This window comes from Pedobacter sp. KBW06, assembly GCF_003852525.1.
In the GTDB taxonomy this organism is placed as follows: Bacteria; Bacteroidota; Bacteroidia; order Sphingobacteriales; family Sphingobacteriaceae; genus Pedobacter.
The window spans coordinates 129312-154839 of sequence record NZ_QAJL01000007.1 but is presented as its reverse complement, the minus strand read 5'-3'; the positions used below and the strand labels follow the sequence as shown (position 1 = coordinate 154839).

The window sequence follows — 25528 nt, the reverse complement described above, 5'->3', positions numbered from 1 at the left end:
CAGGAAATCCGTGTCCTGATTTTTAACTTATAATCAGGACGCCAGAAAAAAAAATAGAAATGGATGATTGGATAACCGAAATTTATAAAAAGGCCGGGGAGCTTGATAATGAATAAAAATACCGCAAACATTTTTCCTATTTTAGGTATTATATTATCCTAACTAATCAAAACATAATATGACCCTAGTAAAAGCATATGCCGCTCAGAAGGCAGATAAAGCACTTGAACCTTATCAGTTAACCCGTCGTGAGCCAGGTGCCGACGATGTGGAGATCAAAATTTTATACTGTGGTGTATGCCATTCGGATATTCATACTGCGAGGAATGAATGGGGAGGTACGATGTATCCTGTCGTTCCCGGCCATGAAGTGGTTGGAAAAGTTAGCCGGGTAGGTGCCAACGTGAGCCGTTTTAAAGTAGGTGACACGGTAGGGGTAGGCTGCTTCGTAGATTCCTGCGGTCATTGCAATAACTGTAAAGATCATCAGGAACAATATTGTGAAAACGGACATTCTCAAACCTATAACTCATTTGAGCAGGATAAAAAGACAATTACCTATGGCGGCTATTCTACGCATATTGTAGTGACCCAAGGTTTTGTATTGAATATTTCAGATAAGCTTCCTTTAGAAAAGGTTGCGCCATTGTTGTGTGCAGGAATTACAACTTATTCTCCGTTAAAATATTGGGGCGTGAAAAAGGGAGATAAACTGGCGGTTGTAGGACTGGGTGGTTTAGGACACATGGCAGTGAAAATAGCTTCTTCTATGGGGGCTGAGGTGACCATGCTGAGCCGATCTCCGGGAAAAGCAAAGGATGCAGAGGAGTTAGGTGCACATCATTTTGCGCTGACTACAGATAAAGAAAAAATGAAGGAATTGGCAAATACCTTCGACTTCATCATAGATACCGTTTCTGCCGAACATGATTATAATGAATATCTGGCACTGTTGGGTACCAATGGTGTGATGGTACTGCTTGGCGTTCCGCCAACGCCATCAGATGTACAGGCATTTCATTTGATTATGGGACGTAGAAGTCTTGTCGGATCATTGGTGGGAGGGATCAAAGAAACTCAGGAAATGCTGGACTATTGTGCAGAACATAACATCACTTCTGATGTAGAAATGATTCGTATGGACCAGATCAATGAAGCTTATGAAAGAACTTTAAAAGGAGATGTTCATTATCGCTTCGTGATTGATATGGCTTCTATAGATTAAGAAGAAGCGATTAAACGCTGATGGCTATTGATTTTTGTTTTCCCGGGAGAACAGAAATTAATAGCCATTTTTGGTTTTGCAGGAGCCCTGTCTATAGCTATATTGCCTGATGAAATTATTGTGGAAATAGACTGGTAAAAATGATAGAAGACTTTAGCGTCTCTGAAAAGTATAGAAAATACCTCATAGGACTTCAGTTTAACGAGGTGAATGTATATACCGTTTGGGGGACTGATATGCTGGATGAGGAAGAAGATAAGCTCCTGATAAAGGGAAATAAACTGCTTTGCTTTAAGCAGCTGAATGAGATTAGGCAAAAGCTGAGCAATATCGAACATCCTTTTCTGGATGTTGAAAATTTCGAGAAATGGGTAGTAGAGGAGGAATTAGATCAGTGCTATAATACCATTGAACTGAAGCTGTTGTCCGACTTTAATTTAGAGTTATTGAATGATAAATTCTCAGCTTTAGAGGTTTTAGGCTGTTTAAATTTGATTCAGGATTTTTCAATTCAAACTAAGGATAGATTGCTTTTGCCGTTTTTTGATGATCCTGTAATGGTCGGTTTAAAGGATTTTATGTACAATGATCATTTCTGGAAAAAGAAAGAAGGGACGGTGATGGAATCTATTACAGATGAAGCGACGGCCCATTTAATAAAGAGATTGTATGATGTTTTTTATACGCAGATAATAGTTGTGTAGTTTATAAATAGCGAAGGCGGATGAAGATTCATCCGCCTTCGCTTTACAATATAGGTGCTTCTATAGATTTCTTGTCTGGTAATTTCTCACCGCAAAGCTGCCAATCAATAATAAGATGTTGATCATAAGAATAATCACCATCATGCCTCCATAGTTTTCAAAAGCGATTGCGCCAAGGTAGTGTGCCTGAGGGATTCCCTGAAAAATAATATAAGTCAATGCGAAAAAGAGGATTTCAAACAATTTTTTACTTCCCGTAAGGATTCCAAGGCAAACGCTGAGCAATACAATTAACATTGACCCATTCATAACCTGGAGCACAGCCATCAGATTTGAGGCCATTAGCAAACGGGCAATGACTGGCAAAGCTAGGGCCACAAACAGGAGGAAAGCAGCAATGATTTGTGCAGGAAGCATTCTTTGTAAAGGCTTATACGAAGCATAAGTAAAATAATGAACCCGGTTTGTTTTCTCCTTTGTAGCCAACTCTGAGATCCTGCTGACTTGCAGAAACAGGAGAATCGGCAACAGGAAGGAATAAGCGAAGGATAAAGGAACAAATAACGTCGCCACCCAGATACTAATGTTCAGCGCCCAAAGCCATTTTGAATCTTTCCTTACCATGAGCAGTAATTCTGTTCTGATGAATGGAATAATGCCGTAGGCGGGGCTGATGTCCGGGAGCAGAGATTTATTAAATCCGGAATAGGGTGCTGCTGTTTTCGCCAAAAAGTCTTCCTGAGTTTTTTTCTTTTCCTTTTTGACCGCCTGTTTAAAATCAAAACGGTGGAAGAAGAAAGACGATAAATAGACAAGGCCAATCATCAGGCTAATCCATAAGGCCCTGCTGAGCAGGAATAATCCGTCCCAGGAGACCCCTTCCCAGACAAAAGTCTTAAACGTTCTGTTTTTGTGAATGACATAACCAAGAGATACCTTGTCAATGTTTTCTTTAAATTCGGTGTTCACCTTTTCTTTCACACTGTTGAATACTGTCCTTATTCCAAGGGCATCGGTAACCGGCAGGATAGGGTTTTTGCTGCTGCTATTGACATTGCTCATCAACGCACCGAAAAGAACGAAGAAGATGAGGTATTGCAGGATACTTTTACGACCCAGAAATACCTCTGCCAGTATCGCCATCCCGGAGACCAGAAACATTGCCGGAAGGACCATGAATAAGTAGGGGAGGATAAAGTCGCCGATATGAAAAGGATAACCAGAACTTCTGACAAAAAACATCAGTATTCCGACCAGAAAGGCCAGGCCTGAAATCGTCAGCAGAATCAAAAAGTTACTGAAAAGCTTGCTGAGGAGGTAGCCAAAATTCGAAATGGGCGTGGTGGCAATGATGAGTCCAACCTCCGTGTCAATGTCTTTTTTTATTCCGCCAATCACGAGGAAAAAACCACACAGGGAAAGGACGAGCGTACTCATCAGGGCGCTTACATGACCTACCCAGGCGGAGTTGTAAACGCCTTTATAACCGAACATCGTCAGGGTCGTGTAGTTTGCCTCAGGAGGGGGAACGAAAGACCAGGCGGCATAAATGGTCACCGCAATGGTAATGAGAAAGGCATAACTGCGGCTGCGTTGCAGGTAGTCTGCTTTAATGATGGGATATAGATACTTCAAGACCTTTAATTTTGAGTTAAAAATAAATAGGCATCTTCTAAACCGGCATTCACATTCCTGGCCCCTGGTTCCGGTTCCTGGAAACTGGAAATGTAACGCAATTGTGTTTTATCTGCTTGTCTGCTGGTATTGATCACGAGGTGTTTTGCCTTAAATGCAGCGAGGTCGGCATTTGCAATGGCAGTTTCAAAGACCCTGTTGTCAATTCTTTTGATGATCTCTGAAGGAATGGCTTTACCAATCAATGTCCCGTTTTTCATAATGGCGACTTCATCGGCCAGTGTTTCAATATCAGAAACAATGTGTGAGGATAGAATGATAATGGCATCACTGGCCATCTCCGAGATCAATTGACGAAAGCGAACCCTTTCTTCCGGGTCAAGACCCACCGTAGGCTCATCAAAAATCAATATTTTGGGATCATTGAGCAGGGTCTGAGCAATTCCGATCCGCTGTTTCATTCCTCCGGAGTAACTGCCTATAGGTCGTTTTGCATCTGCGGTCAGGTTTACCCCGTCGAGCAGCATGTCGATCCGTTTCCGCAAACCAGGGCCTCCAACACCTTTCATCGCGGCAATATATTCCAGAAATTCATAGGCATTCAGGTTGGGATAAACACCGAAGTCCTGAGGCAGATAGCCCAGTATCTTTCGGATGGCATCGGGATTTTTAACGATGTCTTCTCCATTCAGAAATATAGTTCCCTGGGTTGGTTTGCTGATCGTTGCAATGATTTTCATCAGGGTTGATTTCCCTGCACCGTTTGGTCCTAACAATCCCAGTACGCCCTTTTCCATGGCCATGGAAAAATTGGATAATCCTGTTTTTTGTTTGTTGTATTTTTTGGTTAGGTTTTTAATCTCTAAGATCATTGATTTCGTAGTTATAGAGCTAGGACACAAGGAAAGGCAATAAGGTTACAGGATGCCGGTTAATTAAGGCATATTTTTTGTATTATTGGTATAACTCTGCGTTTATCCTGCTTAAAAACAATTTACTGCCCTAAAACGTTAGCTATCTACATGGAAAAAATGCCTCGCTGGTCTAAAATTACGCTCAAAATATTCGGAGGCCTTGTAGGTCTGGTCTTAATTGTCTTTATCGCGATTGGGTTGTACGTCAATGCCAATAAGAAAACGCTGCTGGAAACGATTACGAAACAGCTGAATAAGAACCTCAACGGCACATTGACGATCGGAAATATGGAGCCCACTTTCTTTAAAGGTTTCCCCGGGGTTTCCATTAGTCTCAAAAATGTAGTAATGAAGGACAGCCTTTGGAAAACGCACCAGCATACCTTGCTCGAAGCAAAAGATTTCGACGTAGCGGTAAATACCATGGCCCTGCTGACCGGAACTATTGAGATCAAAAAGATCGGCATCAGCAATGCGAAGATCTATCTGTTTACGGATAGCAACGGCTATAGCAATACGGCGATCTTCAGAAAGAAAGACAAAAAGAAAAAAACGGAAACAGAAGAAGGGGGTTCAGATGCGAGGCTCAGAAAGTTCAGCTTAAAACAAGTCAGTTTTGTGGTCGACAATAAAAAGGGGCATAAACTTTTTCAGTTTGATGTAGAGAGCCTGAACGGGGAAATGGACTATTCTTTTTCAGGATGGGAAGCAAGGCTGAAGTTAAAGACCATGGCCAGAAGCCTGGCTTTCAATACCAGACGAGGTAGTTTTATTAAGGATAAAATGCTGGAGGGACCGTTCAGGATCAATTATAATGAGGATTCCGGAGTCATTGAAGTGGCGCAAAATCAATTGAACATCGGAAAAGATCCCTTCCTGATCAGCGCTAAATTTGACACCTCCAAAGAGAACACTGATTTTTCTATCAACATAAAGGCTCCGGGAATCCTCTGGAGGGATGCTGCGGTCTTACTGGCACCCAATATCAGTTCGAAGTTAAATATGTTCGACCTGAAAGTGCCGATAGATGTGACCTGTACGCTAGCCGGAAATATGGGGCCTGGTGGTGATCCCGCCATCAATGTAACCGCATTGGTAAAAAACAATGTATTGACCACCCCTGGTGCGGTCATTGACAGCTGTAATTTCAGAGGGGTTTTTACCAATAATTACCTGAATGGGAAGGGGTTTACCGATGAAAATTCGGCGATCAAACTTTACCAGTTTAAAGGGAGTTATTCAGAAATGCCTTTTTCAATTGATACCATGTTTATTCATAACCTGGATAAACCCATCGCTACTGGGGTATTCAAATCGAAATTTGATATCTCGAAGTTGAACAAGGCAATTGGAGAAGAAACTTTGCATTTTACCAAAGGAACGGCAAATGTGAAACTGGCTTACAAAGCGGATATCGTTGATTTTAAATTATCGAAACCTATCGTTACAGGGGTAGTTGATATTAGCAATGCCGATGTGAGCTATGTGCCAAGGAAGTTGAATTTTACGAATACAGCGATCTCACTGAACTTTACGAGTACCGATCTTTTTATCAAAAATATCCGTTTGCAAAGTGGTAAAAGTGTGATCACGATGGATGGAACGGTTCGTAACTTTTTGAACCTTTATTATACCGCACCGGAAAAGATCTTGCTGAACTGGCAGATTCGAAGCCCGGAATTGCACCTGGGCGAATTTCTCGGCTTTCTGGGGAGCAGAAAACCGGCAAAGAAAATAAAACGACAGGCCAAACACAGCAGTTTTTCTGAAGACATGAGCAACCTCTTTGAAAAAAGTATGGTTGACATGCATTTGAGGGTGGCAAAAGTATATTATAATAAATTTGTGGCGACTGATGCTACGGCAGACCTCTTTCTCTCTGAGGCGGGCATAGGATTGAAAAATATCAGTGTTAAACATGGGGGAGGCTCGCTGAAAGTAGATGGAAATATCTCTCAGAAAGGCAACTTAAATCATTTTTCCATCAATACAACGCTGAGCAATGTAGACATCAGGAATTTCTTTTATTCTTTTGATAACTTCGGGATGACCAGCCTGACTTCAAAGAACCTGAAAGGATTTCTCTATTCTAAAACAAAAATCGGTGGTACCATTACCGACCAGGGGAAATTAGTAACGAACTCCCTGAATGGAAAGGTGGTATTTGATGTGAAAAAAGGAGCTTTACTGAGTTTTGATCCGATCAAAAACGTAGGGAAATTTGCGTTTCCTTTCCGGGACCTTGACAATATTACTTTTGACAACCTGAACGGTAATTTTGACATCCGCGGACCAAGGATTACGATTAACCCGATGCAGATCAATTCCAGTATTCTGAATATGGATGTCGCCGGGGTCTATTCCATGTCTACCGGAACAAACATCGCACTTGATGTGCCGCTTAGAAATCCTAAAAAGGATGATGACCTGACCGACAAAAAAGAAATTCAGGCCCGCAGGATGAACGGAATTGTGCTTCATTTACTGGCCACGGACGGCGAAGACGGGAAGATTAAAATCAAGCTCAACAGAAACCGCAATAAAGGGAAATAAACAGGCATTTCTGCCGCATCCTCTGGATTCCAAAAAAATATTTAATTAAATTTCAATACGGAGGCAACCTAAATCAGGTTGCCTCCGTACTTGTGGGTATAGATGATTTAAATTTTTTACGTGGACGAATCAATCATTCAGGAACTAATAGATGGCTGTAAGCGAAAAGACCGGAAAAGTCAGAAAGGACTTTATCAGGGGTATTACAGCTATGCCATGAGAATGTGCATTCGTTACGCGAAAGATAAGGAGGAAGCTATCGAACTCGTTAATGATGGTTTTTTGAGGGTCTTTATCAATATCCACAGATACGATATGACAAAGCCCTTTAAGCCATGGCTGAGTACGATCATGATCAATACCTCAATAGATCATTACAGAAAGCAAATAAGGCGAATGGAAATGGAAGAGTTAAATGCAAAACATGAACTGGAGGATCAGGAAAGCATCCTTAGTCACATACATTATGAAGAACTGATCATACTGGTTCAAAAGCTTTCCGCTGCTTACAGGACTGTTTTTAACCTGTTTGCCATAGATGGTTACTCTCATGAAGAGATTTCTTCTATGCTCTCCATTTCTGTAGGAACGTCGAAGTCGAACCTCTTTAAGGCAAGGGAACAATTGAAAAAGATGCTGAAAACAACCTGATTAGATTTTGAGAATAAAATATCATATAAACGTTTTAAAACACCATTATGGAATTAGACGATAACGAGTTTGATGCCGCCTTTAGGAAAAGGGTGTTTGATGCTGATCCTCAGTTTGAGGAAGCAGCATGGGACAAAATGGAGGGCAAGCTCAAAAGGAGGGAACGGATTGTGCTCTTCAGGAAGGGGACTGTGGTGTTGTCGTTGTTACTTTTAATCGGGTTGATCGGTTATTATTCATTTGATAAAAAGACAGAAAAGAAAATGAATCCTGAGCTGGCAGCAACAGGGAAGTCTGTTGAGGGGGCTGCTGCTGATTTGTCGAAGGCCGATACAGTTGCAGGTAGGAAAAGAGATTTGATGGTTAAAGATCAAAAGAATGCCGCCGGAACAGAAGAACAGGTTGCAATTGCCGGAAATGGTAAGGATCACGCAGTCAAAAATGAAGGAGGTCTGATTCATCACCCGGTGCCTGTTAAAAAAGGAGTAGAATCTCCGAAAGAACAACTTGACGGGCATGAAGTGTTAATGGCCGGGAACAAGCTTGCAAATCGTAATCTTGATGATTTGCAAAGCGGGGATTTTAACCTTGCAAAGGCAATAGGGGAGCCTGGCGGGGGATCCCTTTCTCTGATTCCGAATTCGGGAAAGCCTGGAGCTTTGGTAGCAGGAAATCAGGTAGCAGGAAATGAAGTAGTAGAAAATCAGGCCGTAGAAGATACTCCGGCGGCACAAAAAGGCAGTGCGGCTAAAAAGAAACTGAATTTCAAAAAGCGGGTGCCCATGAGCCTGGCCCTGAGTGCCGGACCTGAGTTCAATTCTGCGGCTGCATTGATTGGGGGGAAAGGTGGCTTTAGTGCGGGATTGACCTTTAGTGTGGGGGTTGCAAAGAATTTCAGACTTCAAACCGGATTGAAATATAGTGCCAAAGATTACGCGACCGACAGCTATGCTTACCGAATCGGAAACCCTAAAATTCAGGGAATGATTTCCGGGATCGATGCTTCCTGTGCCGTGCTGGAAATTCCTGTGATCGCTTCTTATACAGTGATGGAAGACAGAAAGCGAAGTATAGACCTGAACCTTGGATTGTCGAGTTATCTGATGTTAAAGGAGGATTATACCTTTAAATATACCCCTGCATCAGGGATTTCGAACCGTCTGATCGAGAAAACCAATGCCAATCAGCACCTGCTGAGCGTTGTTGATCTTTCTGCGACTTACTTTATAAAGCTTAAAACCGAGAAGTTTAAAATAGGGGTTGAGCCTTTCGTTAAAATCCCCTTAACGGGAGTTGGTGAAGGCAGAGTGAACCTGAAATCAAGTGGAATTTCTTTAAAAATACGTTATGACCTGGACAAATAACATCAAAAGACTCTTCCTTTCGGGAATCTTTTTAGTCACTCAGCTGAACGTGATGGCACAGACCTACACCAGCAAGAATATCAAGCTGTCGCTATATTCTTCTACCCCTCTGGAAGATATCCGGGCGGCAACGGATCAATGTACAGGGGTAATCGTCAGGGAAAGAAGGGAGATTGCTTTCCAGGTGGCGATAAAGAGTTTCGAGTTCGACAGGAAGCTGATGCAGGAACATTTTAATGAGAATTACATGGAAAGTGACCGGTATCCTTATGCAAAATTTAAAGGCATTCTGGATCAACAGGTCGATTGGACTAAAGATGGGGTGTATAACGTCACTGTAACGGGAATATTGACCGTTCATGGGGTGGATAAAAAGAGAACGGTTCCCGGAAAGATCAGCATCAGCAACGGACAGGCGGAGGTCAGCACGGAGTTTAAGGTCGCTTGTGTAGATCACGGGATTAAGATTCCAAAGCTGGTGTTTACGAAAATTGCAGAGCAGATCAATATCAAAGTAACAGGGAAATTTAACCAGTTAAAATAAGAGAAATCATGAATAAGTTCGGACTATTACCAGTCGCCATTTTACTCATGGCTGGCGCAGCCCATGCCCAAAATACGGATTCATTGTTAAAGACTTTGAATCCCACAGACAAGAAAGAAACCGTAGCTACGACCTTTAAATCTACCCATGTGGTGCTGTCTCACTCCTCTGAAACAGAAAAAAAACATGACCTGGACCTGAGGATTCGCCATCATTTCGGAGATATCGGCGGGAAGTTTGGAAGTGCCCATACCTTATATGGCCTTGATGTAGCTTCCGACCTTTTTATTGGTCTGGATTACGGAGTTTCCGACCGCTTTACGGTAGGTGTTGGAAGAAGCAAGCAAGATGAAATGTATAACTTTTCTGGAAAATATAAGCTCCTGCAGCAGAACGTGAATGAGACCATGCCCATAAACCTGACCCTGTTTGCACAGATGGGCTGGATTGCCCGCGAACCTTTTAGCAACAGCGAATTTTCTAAATATACCAATCGTTTTTCCTGGTTTTTTCAATCGATCATCTCCCGGAAAATCTCTTCCAGGTTTTCTTTGCAGGTGATGCCGGGGCTGACGGTAAGAAAGAATGTCTCTGATACCCGCGATCCGGAAACTCTGGTTTCGGTAGGTTTTGCCGGAAGAATGAAACTCAGCAAAAGGTTCTCGTTTGTGGCCGATTATACCCTGGTTAACGGGTTGTCGAGACCCACAGATCTGAGTCAGGCTTACTACAATCCTTTAGGTGTGGGGCTGGAAATTGAAACCGGGGGGCATGTATTTTCTCTCAATTTTATGAATTCCGAATATATACTGGAGAATAATTTTATTACCAACACTAAAAAATCATGGACCAAGGGTGGGGTCAGATTCGGCTTTACGATCTCCAGGAATTTTACACTGTTTAAATCCAAAAATAAAGACCCCGAAAAGCGGTCAGATATCTATTAAACTAAAACTAAAAATTATGGAACGTGACGAATTTATCAAATCATTAGGATTTGGACTGGCACTGGTATGCACTGGATCCTGCTTTCAGGCATGTGGTGGAAAAGGCAATACGGGGACGCCGGACCCTAATCCCAACCCTCCCGGAGGTGGTGGTGGCGGAAGTACTGCTTCTGTTAACCTGGGTTCTCAACTGCTGGCAGTTGGGGATCAGGCGACCGCAAATGGCGTATTGTTTTTTAGAATTGCAGCAGGGGATGTAAGCAGTTCATTTGTAGCTACTGAGGCGGTTTGCCCGCATCAGCAAGGTGCATTGGTCTGGAAACAAGCTTTAAATAAGATCCAGTGCCAGTTGCATTTTTCAGAATACGGAACAAATGGAGCCGTACTTCAGGGACCACAAAATACGACAGGCAGTACCCGGACTTTAAAAATATACAGTACTGCTGTGAACAATGGAACGCTGACAGCAACTATCGCTTAGGTTTGTGGGGGGGATTGGGAAGAGGCGGCTGTCTCTTCCCTTATTTTCTATTTTTTGTCGACCGGAATTTCAAAGAGTGCCAGTTCGATGTTTTCATAATGCTTAGGGAGAATGTTTGAGGCTTCAGGGATGATATTTCCGAGGTAGCTGAAACCACATTTCTGATAATAAGCGATCAGTCTTGGATTGTCTCCCCAGGTATCCATGCGGATGTATTCTTTTTCTTTCCCTGCAGCGAAAACATGCGCCCAGGAAACGATCTCATTGACGAAGTTCGCCCCTCTGAATTTGGGATTGGTCACAATGCGGTGAAGGTATATGGAAGGATCTGCGTCTTTTTCTTTCCAGATCAGCGGATCGTTAAAATCTATCGCAAAAATACAGGCCACTTCTCCGTCTATGAGGATTTTCCACTGCCTTTGCTCATTTAATTCTCTTTCAATCAGGCTGCGCTCGAAACCTTGCCAATGCTTGTTGAATACAGTCTTTTGGTAGGCGATGGCATCGTCATACAATTCGAAAATCTTTTCTATATCGTCTAAAGTAGAAGGAACTACCTGCATATTTTTTAACATGTTGCTTAAATTGAATTAATGGCAAATTCGTAAATTTATCTGGAACAGGACAGATACAAATCTGATTGTTTTTACGGGTACAGTTTTTATTTCCCCGAAGATATTCCAGGCCTTTGTGCCTGGAAATTCCTGTAAAATGATAAATTTGAGTAGAAAGACCACCCTAAAAAATACCACCTAAAAAAGAACAACATGAAACGTAATGCAACAGCCGTTTGGAATGGCACAATTAAAGAAGGTGCAGGTCACCTGAGTACGGATAGTAAAGTCTTAGATCAGACGCAATACTCTTTTAACAGCCGTTTTGCGGATGGGATAGGTACAAATCCGGAAGAATTAATGGCCGCTGCACATGCCGGTTGTTTTACCATGAAATTAAGCCTGGACCTGACGGAAGCAGGGTTTACGCCCGGAACTTTAGAAACCAAGGCTACGATCTCTTTGGATAACGGCGTAATCACGAGCTCCCACCTGGTATTGAAAGCGAGTATTCCGGGAATTACGGAAGAGCAGTTTCAGGAGATTACTGCAGGTGCAAAAGCAAATTGTCCGGTAAGTAAAGCCTACAATATGGAAATTACTTTGGATGCTACGTTAGTTTAATCAAGAGTAATTGATTTTTATTCAAAGCTTCAGGTAGTGTTTTGCCTGAAGTCTTGAATAACAATATTCCATTGTTGCGAACCATCATGATAGGTTGCCGCCAACACAAATCCCGCTTTCAGGTGTGACTTCATAGAGACTGAATTTCTGGATGCTATTTCGGTTACGCAGAGTTCATAGCGGTCCTGAACCAGACCTCTCGTTTCCGTATATAGCTTGTCAAGCAAGCCCAACCCTCGATATTCGATCGAGACACATACTTGTCCCCCTACAATATATCTGTAGGTATTTAGCGGCCTGCCCTGATAACTGACTTTATCAAACTCATCGAACATGGGAATCAAAGAGGGGATCTTATTTCTGAATGCGAGAGGCATGGCTAAATTGTAGCCGATTACCCTGTCTTCATGCAGGGCGATCACCTGAGGTTCCATAACAGCCATTTTCTGTAGTAATTCCAGTGTATGCTGTGCAAATAAGAAGCCCTGGTTTTCCTGATGTGTTTCAGTCAGTGCTGTAATATGGTTATTTCTTTGCAAACTGAGGATCTGCTCAAATTCATGAGCTGTTTTTGCAGCTTGAAAAATGATTTCCGGAGTGTTTTCTTTTTTCGACATATTCAATTGTCAATTTAGGTTTTATTACCGGTTAAAAGTAAAAATGAGCGGTGATTTTTCTGCATTATCATCTTATTTTTTTGTTCTGTCAGGACAATTACGTCAAATGATCGATAGTGATGACGTCAATGATGATCTTTTACGGTTCTCATATGGTTGAAACCAGGAGGGGCCTTCCAGGAAAAAGATGCTTTCTAGGAAAAGGCATAGGAAGATTTGCCCTCTTCAGGGCAAACATTCCAGCCTTTGAGTAGTAATGCTTCTTTTTCACCCTTTATATTCTCTTTTTTCTCTTACTACAGTAAATTTGGGTCAAATGATCCTGTCAAAACTAAATCAATTCCTAAAAAACCGGGGTAAATTTTCTATTTTCGGGTTTTCAACCATAAAAATCTCAACCACAAACAAATGAATAAGCCGATACTTGTTTTGAAACTAGGTACAGCCTCTATTACAACTCCAAAAGGGGAGCTTGATGAGGGGGTAATTGCCGATGTTGCTGCACAGGTTGCAAAGCTGGCCAAAGATTACCGGTTAATTCTGGTTTCTTCGGGTGCTGTTGCCGCCGGAAAGCAATACATCAAAAATTACAAAGGTAAAATCTCCGAAAGAAAAGCCGCTGCGGCAATTGGAAACCCCATTCTGTTAAACACCTATTCAAAATATTTTTACCCCTACGGCATTCAGATGGCGCAGAGTCTTTGCGAGCGACGGCATTTTTCGAACAGGACTCAATTCCTTCAATTGAAAGATACTTACGAGGAATTGTGGAAAAATGGGGTGATCCCTATTGCCAATGAGAACGATGTGGTCAGCGATCTGGAGATTAAATTTTCCGACAACGATGAGCTTGCAACTTTGTTAGGGGTAGGTTTTGGTGCTTCGATGATTTTACTGGGTACTTCTGTTCCCGGCGTATTGGATAAAGAGGGAAAAGTTATTGACAAGATTGATTCCATTAATAGTGATGTCTTTTCACTTGCCAATAAGAAAACTTCGGACCTTGGACTGGGGGGGATGGTTTCCAAGCTGACCTTTGCACATCTCGCTTCGACAATGGGCATTAAGGTCGTGATCTTTGGGATCCGGACCGTCAACGGGATTCTTGATGCGGTTAAAGAGCAAACCGGAACTTCCTGCACGCCTAAAAACGCATCCATTTCTGCCAGAAATAAATGGTTGGCCAGCGGAAGCCTGGTAACAGGCAGGCTGATGGTAGATGAAGGGGCTTGCGATGCGATCAGAAAGCGTAAAAGCCTTTTGGCTGTAGGTGTAGTAGCTGTGGTGGAACAGTTCGGGAACGGGGAGATTTTTGAGGTCATTGATGCGGAACAGAACATCGTTGCGGTAGCCAGGGCAAAAGCATCTTCGGCCGCCATTTTGAAAGATTCAAAACAACATAACCTGGAAATTGCCAATGCCAGTGACATCGTGATTTTATAAACAGCAAATGGAAACTATAGAAAATCAATTGATCAATGCGAAAAAAGCCAGGTATTCCATTGCTTTGTTAAGTGATAGCGGCCGGCAAGCAATTCTGGTTCATCTTGCTGATGTCATCCTTGCCCAATCGGCGGAGATCATCGCAGAAAATTTAAAAGATCTGGAAAAGATGCCGGATACGGACCCTAAAAAGGACCGCCTGCTCTTAAACGAAGCGCGGATTTTTGCGCTGGCAGAAAGCCTTAAAGATGTGGCGGCTTTGCCAGACCCAACCAATAAAATTATCTCTGAGCAGACCATGGCCAACGGCCTTTTTATACAAAAGAAAACAGTCGCTTTGGGCGTTGTGGGCGTGATCTATGAGTCCAGGCCCAATGTGACTATTGACGTGGCTTCCTTATGCATCCGCTCAGGAAATGTTTGCCTGCTGAGAGGCGGACAGGATGCTTACCATACCAATCTTTTTCTGGTGTCTATCATACAGGAAGTACTGGTCGGATCGGGACTGGATAAAAATGTGGTACAGCAGCTGCCAGCAGAGCGAAAATACATCCTCGATATTCTGAAAGCGGAGAAATACATTGATGTGATCATTCCCCGGGGTTCAAATGAGCTGATCGATTTTGTGCGTAAAAATGCGCTTGTCCCGGTGATAGAAACCGGTGCGGGGGTATGTCATACCTATATCGAGAAAACAGCGAAACTGGAGGCAGGGGCAGAGATCGTATTCAATGCAAAGGTTTCCCGTCCATCGGTTTGCAACGCCCTGGATACGGTTTTGGTGGCAGAGGAAGTAGCGGATGATTTTCTGCGTCTATTGTCGCCCTTACTGGCGAAAGGAAACGTAGAGATCTTTGCCGATGAAACTGCTTTCGGCATCCTGGAAAAAAACAATTATCCTCAGCTCGTACTGGCTGCTCCGGAAGATTTCGGAAGGGAGTTTCTGGACTATAAATGTTCGGTTAAGGTTGTCAAAGATACAGGGGCAGCACTGGCACATATTTCGGAGTTTTCATCGAAACATTCAGAGGCGATCGTTACCGAAGATCCCACACAGGCGGAACGTTTTCTGGAAGAGGTGGATGCTGCTGTCGTTTATCTGAATGCGTCGACCAGATTTACTGACGGACAAGTGTTTGGACTGGGGGCGGAGATTGGAATTTCCACACAAAAGCTTCATGCCAGAGGTCCTTTTGCCCTGGAGAAACTCGTGACAGAGAAATGGATCGTGAGGGGAGATGGGCAAATCAGGAATTAGCCGGTAGTTCTTTATTTCCCCACTTGGGGAAAAAAGAAGGACAATATTTTCCTCATAATTATAGGGCAATACCTGAATATAGGTATTATTACCTATTTATTTGGCTGTGGCTTGAATTTTGAATATCATCAGGAAAAACCATCCCTGATAAATGCAAAATAGTTTAAGCAATCCTCAACCCCTGCTCTTAAAAATGCTCGGTGGAATAGAGGATTATGCAATTCTGCTTCTTGACAAGCTTGGAAATGTGGCCAGCTTGAACAAGGGTGCCGAAAAGATTAAAGGTTATTCTTCTGACGAAATTATCGGGCGTAATTTCAGAATATTTTATACAGAAGAAGCCCTTAAGAACAGGGTTCCGGAATTGTTGCTGGAAAAAGCCCTGCTGAAAGGGAAGGCCCAGCACCGGGGATGGCGGGTTAAAAAAGACGGCAAGACTTTCTGGGCGCATGTAACCATTACCACCATTTACGATGATCAGAATGAAGTGATCGGTTTCTGTAAGTTTACCAGAGACCTGACCGACAAGCTAAACGCAGAAAAGGCATTAAAAGAATACGCCCGCTTACTGGAATTCAGAAATAAAGAACTGGAACAATTCGTCTATATTGCTTCCCACGATCTGCAGGAACCCCTGTTAACTGTAAACAATTTTATAGGTTTACTGAAAAAGGAATATGGGGATCAGTTTGATGAAAACGGGGCCTTATATCTGAAATACATCTCTGAATCTACAGAGAAAATGAAATATTTAATTAAAGGTTTACTGGATTATGCAAGACTGGGAACTCCGGCACCAAAGGAACCGGTGAATTGCAATTTTTTAGTGGAATCAGTGAAACAGGAACTTTCCGAGCAGATTGCAGCCACTGGAATGACGATTCAATACGATAGCCTGCCCGTAGTTTATGGATATGCGGCAGAATTAAAACAACTTTTTCATCACCTGATCAGCAATTCTCTGAAGTTCAGGAAAAAAGAGGCACTTCCGGAAGTCCAGATTACGGCGACTGAGGATGATCAATACTGGAATTTCGATTTCAGCGATAATGGGATTGGTATCGAAGCTCAGTATAAAGAGAAAATATTTTCGATCTTTCAGCGCCTGCATAGTCATGAAGATTATGAAGGCCATGGAATCGGGCTTTCTCATTGTAAAAAAATAGTGGAGCTTCATGGCGGGGAGATCTTTGTAAAATCTGTCTTAGGGCAGGGTAGTACTTTTTGTTTTAGCTTGAAAACCAATGTATACCGATGAAACCAGGTTTAGGAGTTCTTGAGCACCTTTAAGAATCAATAAAAAACACGAAAAAAAACAGATATATTCTGATGAAAAAATTTAAGAACCTTAACTGTGTGTTGCTGGTAGATGATGACATCCCAACCAATTTTATCCATCGTAAAATAGTTCAGAATACCAATATTGAGGTGAGTGTAAAGTCGATTACTTCGGCAAGGGAGGCATTGGATTATCTGACTTTTTCGGGGAAATATGAGAACGATGAAGATACCGAAAGACCTGGCATTATTTTTCTGGACATCAATATGCCGGGAATGAGTGGCTGGGATTTTATGGAAGAATACCGTAAAATTGATGCCGCACATAAGTCGAGAACAATTGTGGTCATGCTGACCACTTCTTTGAATCCTGACGATGAATTAATGGCCTCTGCAAATCAGGAAATCGTGAATTATATGCATAAACCACTCAATGAGGATGCATTTGTTAAAATTGCAGGTAAATATTTTGAGGAGATTAACAATTAAATCTATAGATTGGCGGTAAATTAATTTTAAAATGAAACCTCCATCTATTAAGGATATTGCAAAAAGAGCAGAAGTATCCATCACTACCGTTTCCTTTATCTTAAACGGTAAAGCAGAAAAGATGCGCATCAGTAAGGAGGTCATCAAGCGGGTGGAAGAGATCATTCAGGAGCTTGGCTTCAAGCCAAACCAGGTGGCCAGGAGCCTGAGGACCGGAAATACAAAGACCATTGGTCTGATCGTTGAAGACATCTCCAACCCGTTTTTTTCTGCCATTGCCAGACTTATTGAAGATAAAGCGTATAAAAAAGGATATAAGATCAGCTATTCCAGTACGGAAAACGACCCGGTTAAAGCGAGAGAGCTGATCGAGATGTTTAAGTCGCGGAAAGTAGATGCTTATATCATCGCACCCGTTCCGGGGATTGAAGAAGACATCAGACAATTGCTGGCCGAACGCATTCCAGTCGTTATTTTTGACAGGAACCTGCCTGATCTGGATGTTAACTATGTTGTGGTCGATAACCTTGAAGGAGGGTATTCTGCTACAGAATTCCTCATCAATAAGGGAAGAAAGAACATTGCTTTTGTAACGGTAGACGTAGAAGTTGACCAGATCAACAATCGTTTTCTGGGTTATCAGAAGGCCTTAAGGGATCATGGAATTACCGCCAATGAGAAAACACTGGTGAAAATTCCTTTCGATGCCACAGAGGAAGATACGAACAACCTGTTAAAGGTTTTGTTTGAAGAAAATCCTCAGATTGACTCGGTGTTTTTCTCTACGAATTACCTTGCGGTGCGCGGCTTATTCTTCCTGAAGAGCATTCAGAAACCGATTAATGATGGCTTTATGATTGTAGCCTATGATGATCAGGATGTATTCCGGATTCATACCCCTCCAATCAGTGTGGTTGATCAACCCATAGAACAGATCGCTGAAAAGATCATTGATATCATTCTTCAGGAACTTTCCGCGGATCGATCATTACCCCAGTCTGAAAGAAGTAAGGTGATTTTACCTACTAAACTAATAGAAAGATGATTTAGAGGCTTAAGCCTCTAAATCTTTCATGATTGCTTTAACTTTGTCGCCCAATTTTGCGTCAGTGTCTTTAAAGCTTTCCTTATCTTTTAACGGCGCATTAACGCTGCAATAGAATTTGATTTTAGGTTCTGTTCCGGATGGTCTTGCAGAAACAATGCTGCCATCGGCAGTAATGAACTGCAATACATCCGATTTTGGAAGCTCCAGCTTGGTTTTCTCTCCGCTTAGCAGATCTGTTTCTGTACCCAGTTCATAATCTTTCAGCGTCACCACTTTGGCACCTCCAAGAGTTGCAGGCGGGTTGTTTCTGAATTTTTCCATCATTGCTTTGATCTCTTCCGCTCCGGTTTTACCTTTTTTGGTAATGGAAACAAGTTCTTCTTTATACAGGCCATATTCTACATACATGTCTAACATCGCATTGTATAAGCTGCTGCCTTTATCTTTATAGAAGGCGGTCATTTCGGAGATGAAAGCACAGGATACCACTGCATCTTTATCCCTTACCAGTTCACCGATCAGGTAGCCATAGCTTTCCTCGCCACCACCAATAAAGGTTTTCTTACCCTGAAGGTTGGTCATCAGCTGGCCGATCCATTTGAATCCGGTTAAGGTATTATAGAAGGTTACGTTTTTCTTTTTAGCGATTTCTTCGATCAGGTTACTGGTCACAATCGTTTTCACGATGTACTGATCGCCGGTTAGTTTTCCTTTTTCTTCCCATGCACTCAGCAGGTAGTTGATCAGTAAGCTTCCGGTTTGGTTTCCGTTCAGCAATACAAACTGTCCGTCGTTATTTTTTACGGCGATTCCCACTCTGTCTGCATCCGGGTCTGTTGCCAGTACCAGGTCCGCATCAATTTCTTCTGCTTTTTTAAGGGCCAGGGTCAAAGCTTCTTTTTCTTCCGGATTTGGATATACTACCGTAGGGAAGTTTCCATCAGGTTTGCTTTGTTCTTCTACAAGGGTCAGGTTGGTAAAACCAAACTGTGCCAACGCCTGAGGAACCAGTGTGATTCCTGTACCATGAATAGGAGAGTAAACGATTTTCAGGTCTTTCTGACGGGCGATGGCTTCCGGAGATACTGACAGCTCGGTGATCTTATCCAGGTACAGCTGATCAATTTCTTCGCCGATCAGTTCTACATTGGCATCAATGCGGTCGAATTTTACTTCGTCAATGCTGCTGATCTTTGCGACTTCATCCATCACCATGGTATCGTCAGGAGCAGTGAATTGTCCGCCGTCAGCACCATAGGCTTTATAGCCATTGTATTCTTTAGGGTTATGTGAAGCCGTTAACATCACGCCGCTTTTGCAACCCAGTTCTCTGACTGCAAAAGAAAGCTCCGGTGTTGGTCTCAGTGCTTTGAAGAAATACACATGGATGCCATTGGCAGAAAATACATCGGCAGTGATGCCGGCAAAGTAATCCGAATTGTTACGGCTGTCGTGCGCAATCGCTACTTTGATCTTTTCTCCCGGATATTTTTTCAGCAGGTAATTGCACAATCCCTGGGTTGCAGTACCGATTGTGTATTTGTTGATCCTGTTGGAACCTGCACCCATGATGCCGCGTAATCCTCCTGTTCCAAATTCCAGACTTCTGTAAAAAGAGTCTGTCAGCTCTGTAAAGGCTTCTTTGTCTAAAAGCTGTTGGATTTCTTCTTTTGTTTTCGTGTCGTAATTACCATTAAGCCATTGGTTTATGGTGCTTAAGGTTGCGGCTTCTAATTGCATATGATAATGTTATAACTTTTGATTGGTTATGGGATAAACAAAATTGCCTACACCATGTTTTGCGGGAGGACAAAAAAAATGCATTATTCCAAATTTTATTTTGTGTATTTAGTGCTAAATATCGGCGATTTATTTAATTTCACGGCCAATTACAAGTATATAGCCAATTTATCAAAAAATAAAATTCTTACCTCAATTAAATGAAGATATTAAAGTTTGGAGGAACTTCCGTAGGAAGCCCTGAGCGCATGAAAAAGTTGCTGGACATCATCAATCCGGCCGAAGAGCAAATTGTGGTCCTATCAGCCGTGTCTGGTACAACCAATAGTTTAGTGGAAATTTCAGGCAAACTTTTAAAGGAGGATAAACAGGTGGCGTTAAGCTTAATTAACGCATTGCACCAGAAATATAATGAATTTGTGATTGAACTGTTGCCTGAGAACGAATTCCGTGAGCAGGGACAGGAAGTGGTGGATTATCATTTTAGTTTTTTAAGTTCGTTGGTGAACGATATTTTCACACCAATAGAAGAGAAAGTGGTATTGGCACAAGGTGAATTGTTGTCGACTACCCTTTACCATATTTACCTGAAATCTATCGGTGTGGCTTCTGTATTGCTTCCTGCATTGGATTTCATGAAGATCGATGAAGACAATGAGCCTGATGTTCCTTACAGCACCCGGAATTTACAGCCTTTGCTGGATCAGCATAAGGGAAATAAGTTATTCATCACCCAGGGGTTCATCTGCAGAAACAGCTTTGGCGAAGTAGATAACCTCAGACGTGGAGGAAGTGATTATACCGCCTCATTAATAGGTGCTGCGATCTTAGCTGAAGAGGTTCAGATCTGGACAGATATTGATGGCATGCACAACAACGATCCGAGGATTGTAAAAGGAACGAAGCCAATTTCTCATCTGTCTTTTGATGAGGCTGCAGAGCTTGCTTATTTTGGAGCAAAGATTTTACACCCACAGTCGGTATTCCCGGCACAGAAATATAAGATTCCTGTACGCTTACTGAATACCATGGAACCGGCAGCAGCAGGGACACTGATCTCTACAGATAGCGAAAAAGGAAAGATCAAATCTATCGCTGCCAAAGATGGCATTACAGCCATCAAGATCCAATCGAGCAGAATGTTACTGGCTTACGGTTTTCTAAGAAGGGTATTCGAGATTTTTGAAAGGTATAAAACACCAATCGATATGATCACCACTTCGGAAGTTGCCGTTTCCTTAACGATAGATTTTACCGATAACCTGGATAAAATCGTAGAAGAGCTACATGCTTTCGGTTCGGTAGAGATCGATAACGACCAGAGTATCGTTTGTGTGGTTGGAGATTTTAGTGCAGAAAAGCATGGTTATGCAGCCCGTGTACTGGATTCCATCAAACACATCCCTATTCGCATGATCTCTTACGGTGGAAGTAATTACAACATCTCCCTGCTGATCAATACGAAAGATAAAACAGAAGCTTTAAAGAGTTTACATAACCGTTTGTTTGAATAGGCAAGCGGTTTTACCGCTTCCTTAACCAGACAACGATGGCAAAGATAATGACCACCAGGAAGAAGAAGAGTCTGACCCTTCTGTTGTATTCCGCACGGTCCATCTTATTGTTCTTGTAATCGAGATAATTGCCGAAATAGATTAAACTCAAAACAACGATAAAAAATATAATCAGATACTTGAACATTATGTTTTCCGATAAAGATATAGCACGTTTCGCAAATATAGAAACACCCTTTTATTATTATGACCTTACTTTACTGCAAAAAACGTTAAGTGATTGCGCAGCGGCCGCTAAGGTATATAATTTTCATGTGCACTATGCCATGAAAGCAAATTTCAATCCTGCTGTTTTACAAAAGATCAAGGCGGTAGGTTTTGGTGCCGACTGTGTAAGCGGTGGCGAAGTGAACAAGGCCATCGAGATTGGCTTTGATAAAAGTCAGGTGGTGTTTGCGGGAGTGGGTAAGTCCGACCGTGAGATCAATGCTGCGCTGGATAATGATATTTTCTGCTTTAACGTAGAATCTGTTCAGGAGCTGGAAGTGATCAATGAGCTTGCGGAAAAGAAAGGGAAGCTGGCGAGAGTGGCGATCCGGATTAATCCGAATGTAGATGCGCATACCCACCATAACATTACCACCGGATTGGATGAGAACAAATTCGGAGTCAACTCCTGGGATTTAACGGCCTGTGCAGAGATGTTAAAGAAAAGTCCGAACCTGGAATTTATAGGGATCCACTTCCATATCGGATCACAGATTACGAACCTGGATGTCTATAAAAATTTATGTGTCCGCGTGAATGAATTTGCCGGATGGTTCGAAGAACGTGGCTTCATCGTAAAGGTATTAAATGTTGGCGGAGGTTTGGGGATTGATTACCACAACCCGGAACAGCAGGTGCCGGACTTTGCAGCCTATTTTAAGGTGTTCCAGGACTTTCTGGAAGTAAGGTCTAACCAGGAGGTTCATTTTGAACTGGGCAGGGCTTTAGTCGGACAATGTGCTTCATTGATCAGCAAGGTACTTTACGTGAAAAACGGAAAGAAAAAGAACTTTATCATTCTGGATGCCGGAATGACGGAACTGATGAGACCAGCTTTATATCAGGCTTACCATAAAATTGAAAACATTTCCAAGCTTGCTTTGGAAGATTCGGTTAAATATGATGTGGTTGGGCCAATTTGCGAAAGCACAGATTGCTTTGGTAAAGAGGTCGAATTGCCGGAAACTTTACGTGGAGACCTGATTGCTTTGCGCAGTACAGGTGCTTATGGAGAAGTGATGGCTTCGCATTATAATTTAAGGGAGAACATCGTCTCTGTATACGACACGGAAGGATAAAGGCTTGTTTGGACCAGACAGTTTTTACTTGAATAGTGCCGGATAACCTGAGCGTAATTCTGCTTAAAAAAGAAGGTATTACCACTCAAAGGCTGGAACCTTTGCCCTGAAGGGGGCAAAATTCCTATGCCTTTTCCTGGAATGCCTTCTTTTTTTGAAATTAAGTGTCAAAATCAGGCACAATGAATCGTCGTTAAAATAGAAATCCTGCATAGGTACGCCATTAAGAAGGCAATATACCTGTGCAGGATTTAAAAAAAAAGAGGTGTTTCTTTAAGGACATTCGAATATTTGCCCTTTAGCAAAGATTCGGGGACGAAAAGATATTCCTCTTTTTTTAAAGCTAAATTTAATTTTCAGCTATCGAGATACTGTTATTTAAGTAGCCTTTTCTTCTTTTAGTCTTCGAAAAAGTCGATCAGGCCTCCGAAGTAATATTCGGTTAATCCTGAAGTGAATTCTTCGTAATCCTCGTCGGGGATGTTCGTTTGTACGAATTCCAGTGAGGTTCCTTTTTTATCTTCATGAAGTTTGATGGTCACGATAGAAGGTTCATTTTCTTCTCCGAAATACCATTGCTGAACGATCTTTTTGCCATATTCCAATTCCAGGTTTTTACCCACGATATCGCCATCCCAAAAAGAGAACTCTGTGTTTACTTCTTCTGTAAATTCTGCTTCTGCACCTGTCCACAGCTGGATGCTTTGCGCTTTTGTCATTGCCCAGTACACCTCTTCAGGAGGGGCAGGGAGGGAATAGTATTTTTTAAATGTTTTCATTGCTGGCGCAAATATAGTTTATTTGAATGCGTTTATTCCAGTCACGTCCATTCCGGTGATCAATAAATGGATGTCATGTGTTCCCTCGTAGGTCACTACAGACTCTAAGTTCATCATGTGTCTCATAATCGAGTATTCTCCGGTGATTCCCATTCCACCTAACATTTGCCGGGCGTTACGGGCGATATCCAATGCAATTTCTACACTGTTTCTTTTCGCCATGGAGATCTGTTCCGCAGTGGCCCTGTTTTCACTTTTCAAGACCCCTAAACGCCATACCAGCAATTGTGCTTTGGTAATTTCAGTCACCATTTCTGCCAGTTTCTTTTGCTGCAGCTGGAATCCGCCAATCGGTTTTCCGAATTGTACACGCTCTTTGGAATAGCGCAATGCGGTATCATAGCAGTCCATTGCTGCACCCAAGGCACCCCAGGCGATGCCATAACGTGCCTGGTTTAAGCAACCCAGCGGGCCTTTTAATCCACTGATTTCCGGGAAAAGGTTTTCTTTGGGAACTTTCACATTGTCAAATACCAGCTCGCCGGTAGCAGAAGCCCTTAAGCTCCATTTGTTATGTGTTTCCGGAGTGCTGAAACCTTCCATTCCTCTTTCTACCACCAATCCTCTGATTTTTCCGGATTCATCCTTTGCCCATACCACTGCGATATCAGCGAAAGGAGCGTTGGAGATCCACATTTTTGCGCCATTCAGCAGGTAATGGTCGCCTTTGTCTTTTATATTGGTCACCATTCCACCAGGGTTAGATCCATGATCCGGTTCGGTGAGTCCGAAACAGCCCATCAGTTCTCCTGTAGCTAATTTTGGAAGGTATTTTTTGCGTTGTTCTTCTGTACCGTAAGCGTAGATCGGATACATTACCAATGATCCCTGAACGGAAGCAGTAGACCTGATTCCGGAATCACCGCGTTCAATTTCCTGCATCAGGATCCCGTAAGCAATGTAATCCAGTCCGGCACCACCATATTCTACAGGGATGGTAGGTCCAAAAGCACCTATTTCTCCCAGTCCTTTGATCAGGTGTTTAGGGAATTCTGCCTTTTGTGCATAGTCTTCAATGATCGGGCTAACTTCTTTCTTTACCCAATCTCTGGCCGCAGAGCGGATAAGCTTGTGTTCTTCCGTAAGTAATTCGTCGAGCAAATAATAATCAGGAGCTTCGTAAAGGTCTTTTTTGGCAGATTTATTCATTGTTTACACTATATTTGGTTATTGATCAGCTGTTGCTTTTGTTTGAGCCGGGATTTTTTCAAAGCCCTTTGTTTCAAAGGTAATAATTTCGGGGAATGGCTGGTAAAAACCGTCCAAAAAATTAATTTTGCCAAATGAGTTCAGCAAATAGCTATATACAAACCGTTGCGTTAAGAGATGTAAAGTGTTTCGCCCTTCATGGCTGGTATCCGGAAGAGCATTTAATCGGGATCTATTTTCTGGTAGATGTAGTGGTCACTTTTGTCCATACCGGAGATACCGAAAACCTGAACCATACGGTGAATTATGAAGTGATCAATACCATTATTCTGGAGGAAATGCAAAATACACAGAAGATGCTGGAAACGGTAGTGAAGCGGATTCTGGACCGCGTGATTGCCCATTATCCTTTCGTATTGACTGCCCAGGCAGGGATTCGCAAAATGAACCCGCCAATGCCGGGCGAAGTTGGACATTCTTTCGTTCAGCTGAGCTATACTGCTCCTGAAAAACAAGCCTAAATCAACGTTGTTCTCAAAAGAACACTATTGTTAAATGAATACTTTGCTTATCAATAAATCCGGTGCTTAGATTACCTTCTTTTTAAAGAT

General features: G+C 42.4%; 25 protein-coding genes. 17 read left to right on the top strand and 8 right to left on the bottom strand.

The window, feature by feature from the left end; translation table 11 throughout:
- Nucleotides 1-178 precede the first annotated feature (178 nt).
- Both DBR43_RS31865 and DBR43_RS31860 read left to right on the top strand, forming a co-directional pair.
- Complete coding sequence (locus DBR43_RS31865; protein WP_124587401.1) at nt 179-1225, top strand: NAD(P)-dependent alcohol dehydrogenase; 1047 nt, start codon at nt 179-181, stop codon at nt 1223-1225.
- 140 nt (nt 1226-1365) lie between these two features.
- Nucleotides 1366-1929 (top strand): hypothetical protein, encoded by a 564-nt coding sequence (locus DBR43_RS31860; protein WP_124587400.1) that lies wholly within the window; start codon nt 1366-1368, stop codon nt 1927-1929.
- Nucleotides 1930-1989: 60 nt separating this feature from the next.
- Here DBR43_RS31860 and DBR43_RS31855 read toward each other — a convergent pair whose 3' ends face one another.
- Complete coding sequence (locus DBR43_RS31855; protein ID WP_124587399.1) at nt 1990-3564, bottom strand: hypothetical protein; 1575 nt, start codon at nt 3562-3564, stop codon at nt 1990-1992.
- A gap of 5 nt (nt 3565-3569) precedes the next feature.
- Nucleotides 3570-4436, bottom strand: a complete 867-nt coding sequence (locus DBR43_RS31850; protein WP_124587398.1) for an ABC transporter ATP-binding protein — start codon at nt 4434-4436, stop codon at nt 3570-3572.
- 150 nt (nt 4437-4586) lie between these two features.
- Between DBR43_RS31850 and DBR43_RS31845 the strand changes: the two genes are divergently transcribed.
- From DBR43_RS31845 to DBR43_RS31820, 6 genes are all read left to right on the top strand, one after another.
- The gene (locus DBR43_RS31845; RefSeq protein WP_233603301.1) at nt 4587-7031 is read left to right on the top strand and encodes an AsmA-like C-terminal region-containing protein; all 2445 of its coding nucleotides are present in this window, start codon (nt 4587-4589) and stop codon (nt 7029-7031) included.
- Between the two features lie 120 nt (nt 7032-7151).
- Nucleotides 7152-7682: an RNA polymerase sigma factor gene (locus DBR43_RS31840; protein ID WP_124587397.1), complete on the top strand. Its 531-nt coding sequence runs from the start codon at nt 7152-7154 to the stop codon at nt 7680-7682.
- Nucleotides 7683-7729: 47 nt separating this feature from the next.
- The gene (locus DBR43_RS31835; protein ID WP_124587396.1) at nt 7730-9046 is read left to right on the top strand and encodes a hypothetical protein; all 1317 of its coding nucleotides are present in this window, start codon (nt 7730-7732) and stop codon (nt 9044-9046) included.
- A complete protein-coding gene (locus DBR43_RS31830) occupies nt 9030-9590 on the top strand; it encodes a YceI family protein (RefSeq protein WP_124587395.1) in 561 nt (186 codons plus the stop codon). Before DBR43_RS31835 ends, DBR43_RS31830 begins: the two co-directional genes overlap by 17 nt.
- Nucleotides 9591-9598: 8 nt before the next feature.
- Nucleotides 9599-10537, top strand: a complete 939-nt coding sequence (locus DBR43_RS31825; protein WP_124587394.1) for a DUF5777 family beta-barrel protein — start codon at nt 9599-9601, stop codon at nt 10535-10537.
- 16 nt (nt 10538-10553) lie between these two features.
- Complete coding sequence (locus DBR43_RS31820) at nt 10554-11018, top strand: ubiquinol-cytochrome c reductase iron-sulfur subunit (RefSeq protein WP_124587393.1); 465 nt, start codon at nt 10554-10556, stop codon at nt 11016-11018.
- Between the two features lie 47 nt (nt 11019-11065).
- Here DBR43_RS31820 and DBR43_RS31815 read toward each other — a convergent pair whose 3' ends face one another.
- Nucleotides 11066-11593: a GNAT family N-acetyltransferase gene (locus DBR43_RS31815; protein ID WP_199757185.1), complete on the bottom strand. Its 528-nt coding sequence runs from the start codon at nt 11591-11593 to the stop codon at nt 11066-11068.
- Nucleotides 11594-11785: 192 nt separating this feature from the next.
- On the opposite strand from DBR43_RS31815, the gene DBR43_RS31810 reads away from it, so the two are divergent.
- On the top strand, nt 11786-12196 hold the full coding sequence (locus DBR43_RS31810) for an OsmC family protein (RefSeq protein ID WP_124587392.1): 411 nt from the start codon (nt 11786-11788) through the stop codon (nt 12194-12196).
- A gap of 29 nt (nt 12197-12225) precedes the next feature.
- Here the strand turns inward: DBR43_RS31810 and DBR43_RS31805 are convergent, their stop codons facing one another.
- A complete protein-coding gene (locus DBR43_RS31805) occupies nt 12226-12813 on the bottom strand; it encodes a GNAT family N-acetyltransferase (protein WP_124587391.1) in 588 nt (195 codons plus the stop codon).
- Nucleotides 12814-13221: 408 nt separating this feature from the next.
- Between DBR43_RS31805 and proB the strand changes: the two genes are divergently transcribed.
- The 5 genes from proB (at nt 13222) to DBR43_RS31780 (ending at nt 18326) form a co-directional block, all read left to right on the top strand.
- Nucleotides 13222-14256, top strand: a complete 1035-nt coding sequence (gene proB / locus DBR43_RS31800) for a glutamate 5-kinase (protein ID WP_124587390.1) — start codon at nt 13222-13224, stop codon at nt 14254-14256.
- Between the two features lie 7 nt (nt 14257-14263).
- The gene (locus DBR43_RS31795) at nt 14264-15514 is read left to right on the top strand and encodes a glutamate-5-semialdehyde dehydrogenase (RefSeq protein WP_124587389.1); all 1251 of its coding nucleotides are present in this window, start codon (nt 14264-14266) and stop codon (nt 15512-15514) included.
- Between the two features lie 151 nt (nt 15515-15665).
- Nucleotides 15666-16772 carry a sensor histidine kinase gene (locus DBR43_RS31790; protein ID WP_233603300.1) on the top strand — a complete coding sequence of 369 codons (1107 nt, stop codon included), beginning with the start codon at nt 15666-15668 and terminating at the stop codon, nt 16770-16772.
- A gap of 71 nt (nt 16773-16843) precedes the next feature.
- Nucleotides 16844-17281 carry a response regulator gene (locus DBR43_RS31785; RefSeq protein ID WP_124587388.1) on the top strand — a complete coding sequence of 146 codons (438 nt, stop codon included), beginning with the start codon at nt 16844-16846 and terminating at the stop codon, nt 17279-17281.
- 31 nt (nt 17282-17312) lie between these two features.
- On the top strand, nt 17313-18326 hold the full coding sequence (locus DBR43_RS31780) for a LacI family DNA-binding transcriptional regulator (protein ID WP_124587387.1): 1014 nt from the start codon (nt 17313-17315) through the stop codon (nt 18324-18326).
- 9 nt (nt 18327-18335) lie between these two features.
- Here the strand turns inward: DBR43_RS31780 and DBR43_RS31775 are convergent, their stop codons facing one another.
- Nucleotides 18336-20069: a phospho-sugar mutase gene (locus DBR43_RS31775; RefSeq protein WP_124587386.1), complete on the bottom strand. Its 1734-nt coding sequence runs from the start codon at nt 20067-20069 to the stop codon at nt 18336-18338.
- A 200-nt stretch (nt 20070-20269) separates the two neighbouring features.
- Between DBR43_RS31775 and DBR43_RS31770 the strand changes: the two genes are divergently transcribed.
- Nucleotides 20270-21583, top strand: a complete 1314-nt coding sequence (locus DBR43_RS31770) for an aspartate kinase (RefSeq protein WP_124587385.1) — start codon at nt 20270-20272, stop codon at nt 21581-21583.
- Nucleotides 21584-21593: 10 nt separating this feature from the next.
- Here the strand turns inward: DBR43_RS31770 and DBR43_RS33115 are convergent, their stop codons facing one another.
- A complete protein-coding gene (locus DBR43_RS33115) occupies nt 21594-21770 on the bottom strand; it encodes a hypothetical protein (protein WP_158622652.1) in 177 nt (58 codons plus the stop codon).
- A 1-nt stretch (nt 21771) separates the two neighbouring features.
- On the opposite strand from DBR43_RS33115, the gene lysA reads away from it, so the two are divergent.
- Complete coding sequence (lysA, locus tag DBR43_RS31765; RefSeq protein WP_124587384.1) at nt 21772-22929, top strand: diaminopimelate decarboxylase; 1158 nt, start codon at nt 21772-21774, stop codon at nt 22927-22929.
- Between the two features lie 398 nt (nt 22930-23327).
- Here lysA and DBR43_RS31760 read toward each other — a convergent pair whose 3' ends face one another.
- Complete coding sequence (locus DBR43_RS31760) at nt 23328-23708, bottom strand: SRPBCC domain-containing protein (RefSeq protein ID WP_124587383.1); 381 nt, start codon at nt 23706-23708, stop codon at nt 23328-23330.
- An 18-nt stretch (nt 23709-23726) separates the two neighbouring features.
- Nucleotides 23727-24917: an acyl-CoA dehydrogenase family protein gene (locus tag DBR43_RS31755; protein ID WP_124587382.1), complete on the bottom strand. Its 1191-nt coding sequence runs from the start codon at nt 24915-24917 to the stop codon at nt 23727-23729.
- A 134-nt stretch (nt 24918-25051) separates the two neighbouring features.
- Here DBR43_RS31755 and DBR43_RS31750 point away from each other — a divergent pair, with 134 nt between their 5' ends.
- On the top strand, nt 25052-25438 hold the full coding sequence (locus tag DBR43_RS31750; RefSeq protein WP_124587381.1) for a dihydroneopterin aldolase: 387 nt from the start codon (nt 25052-25054) through the stop codon (nt 25436-25438).
- The last annotated feature ends 90 nt before the right edge of the window (nt 25439-25528 follow it).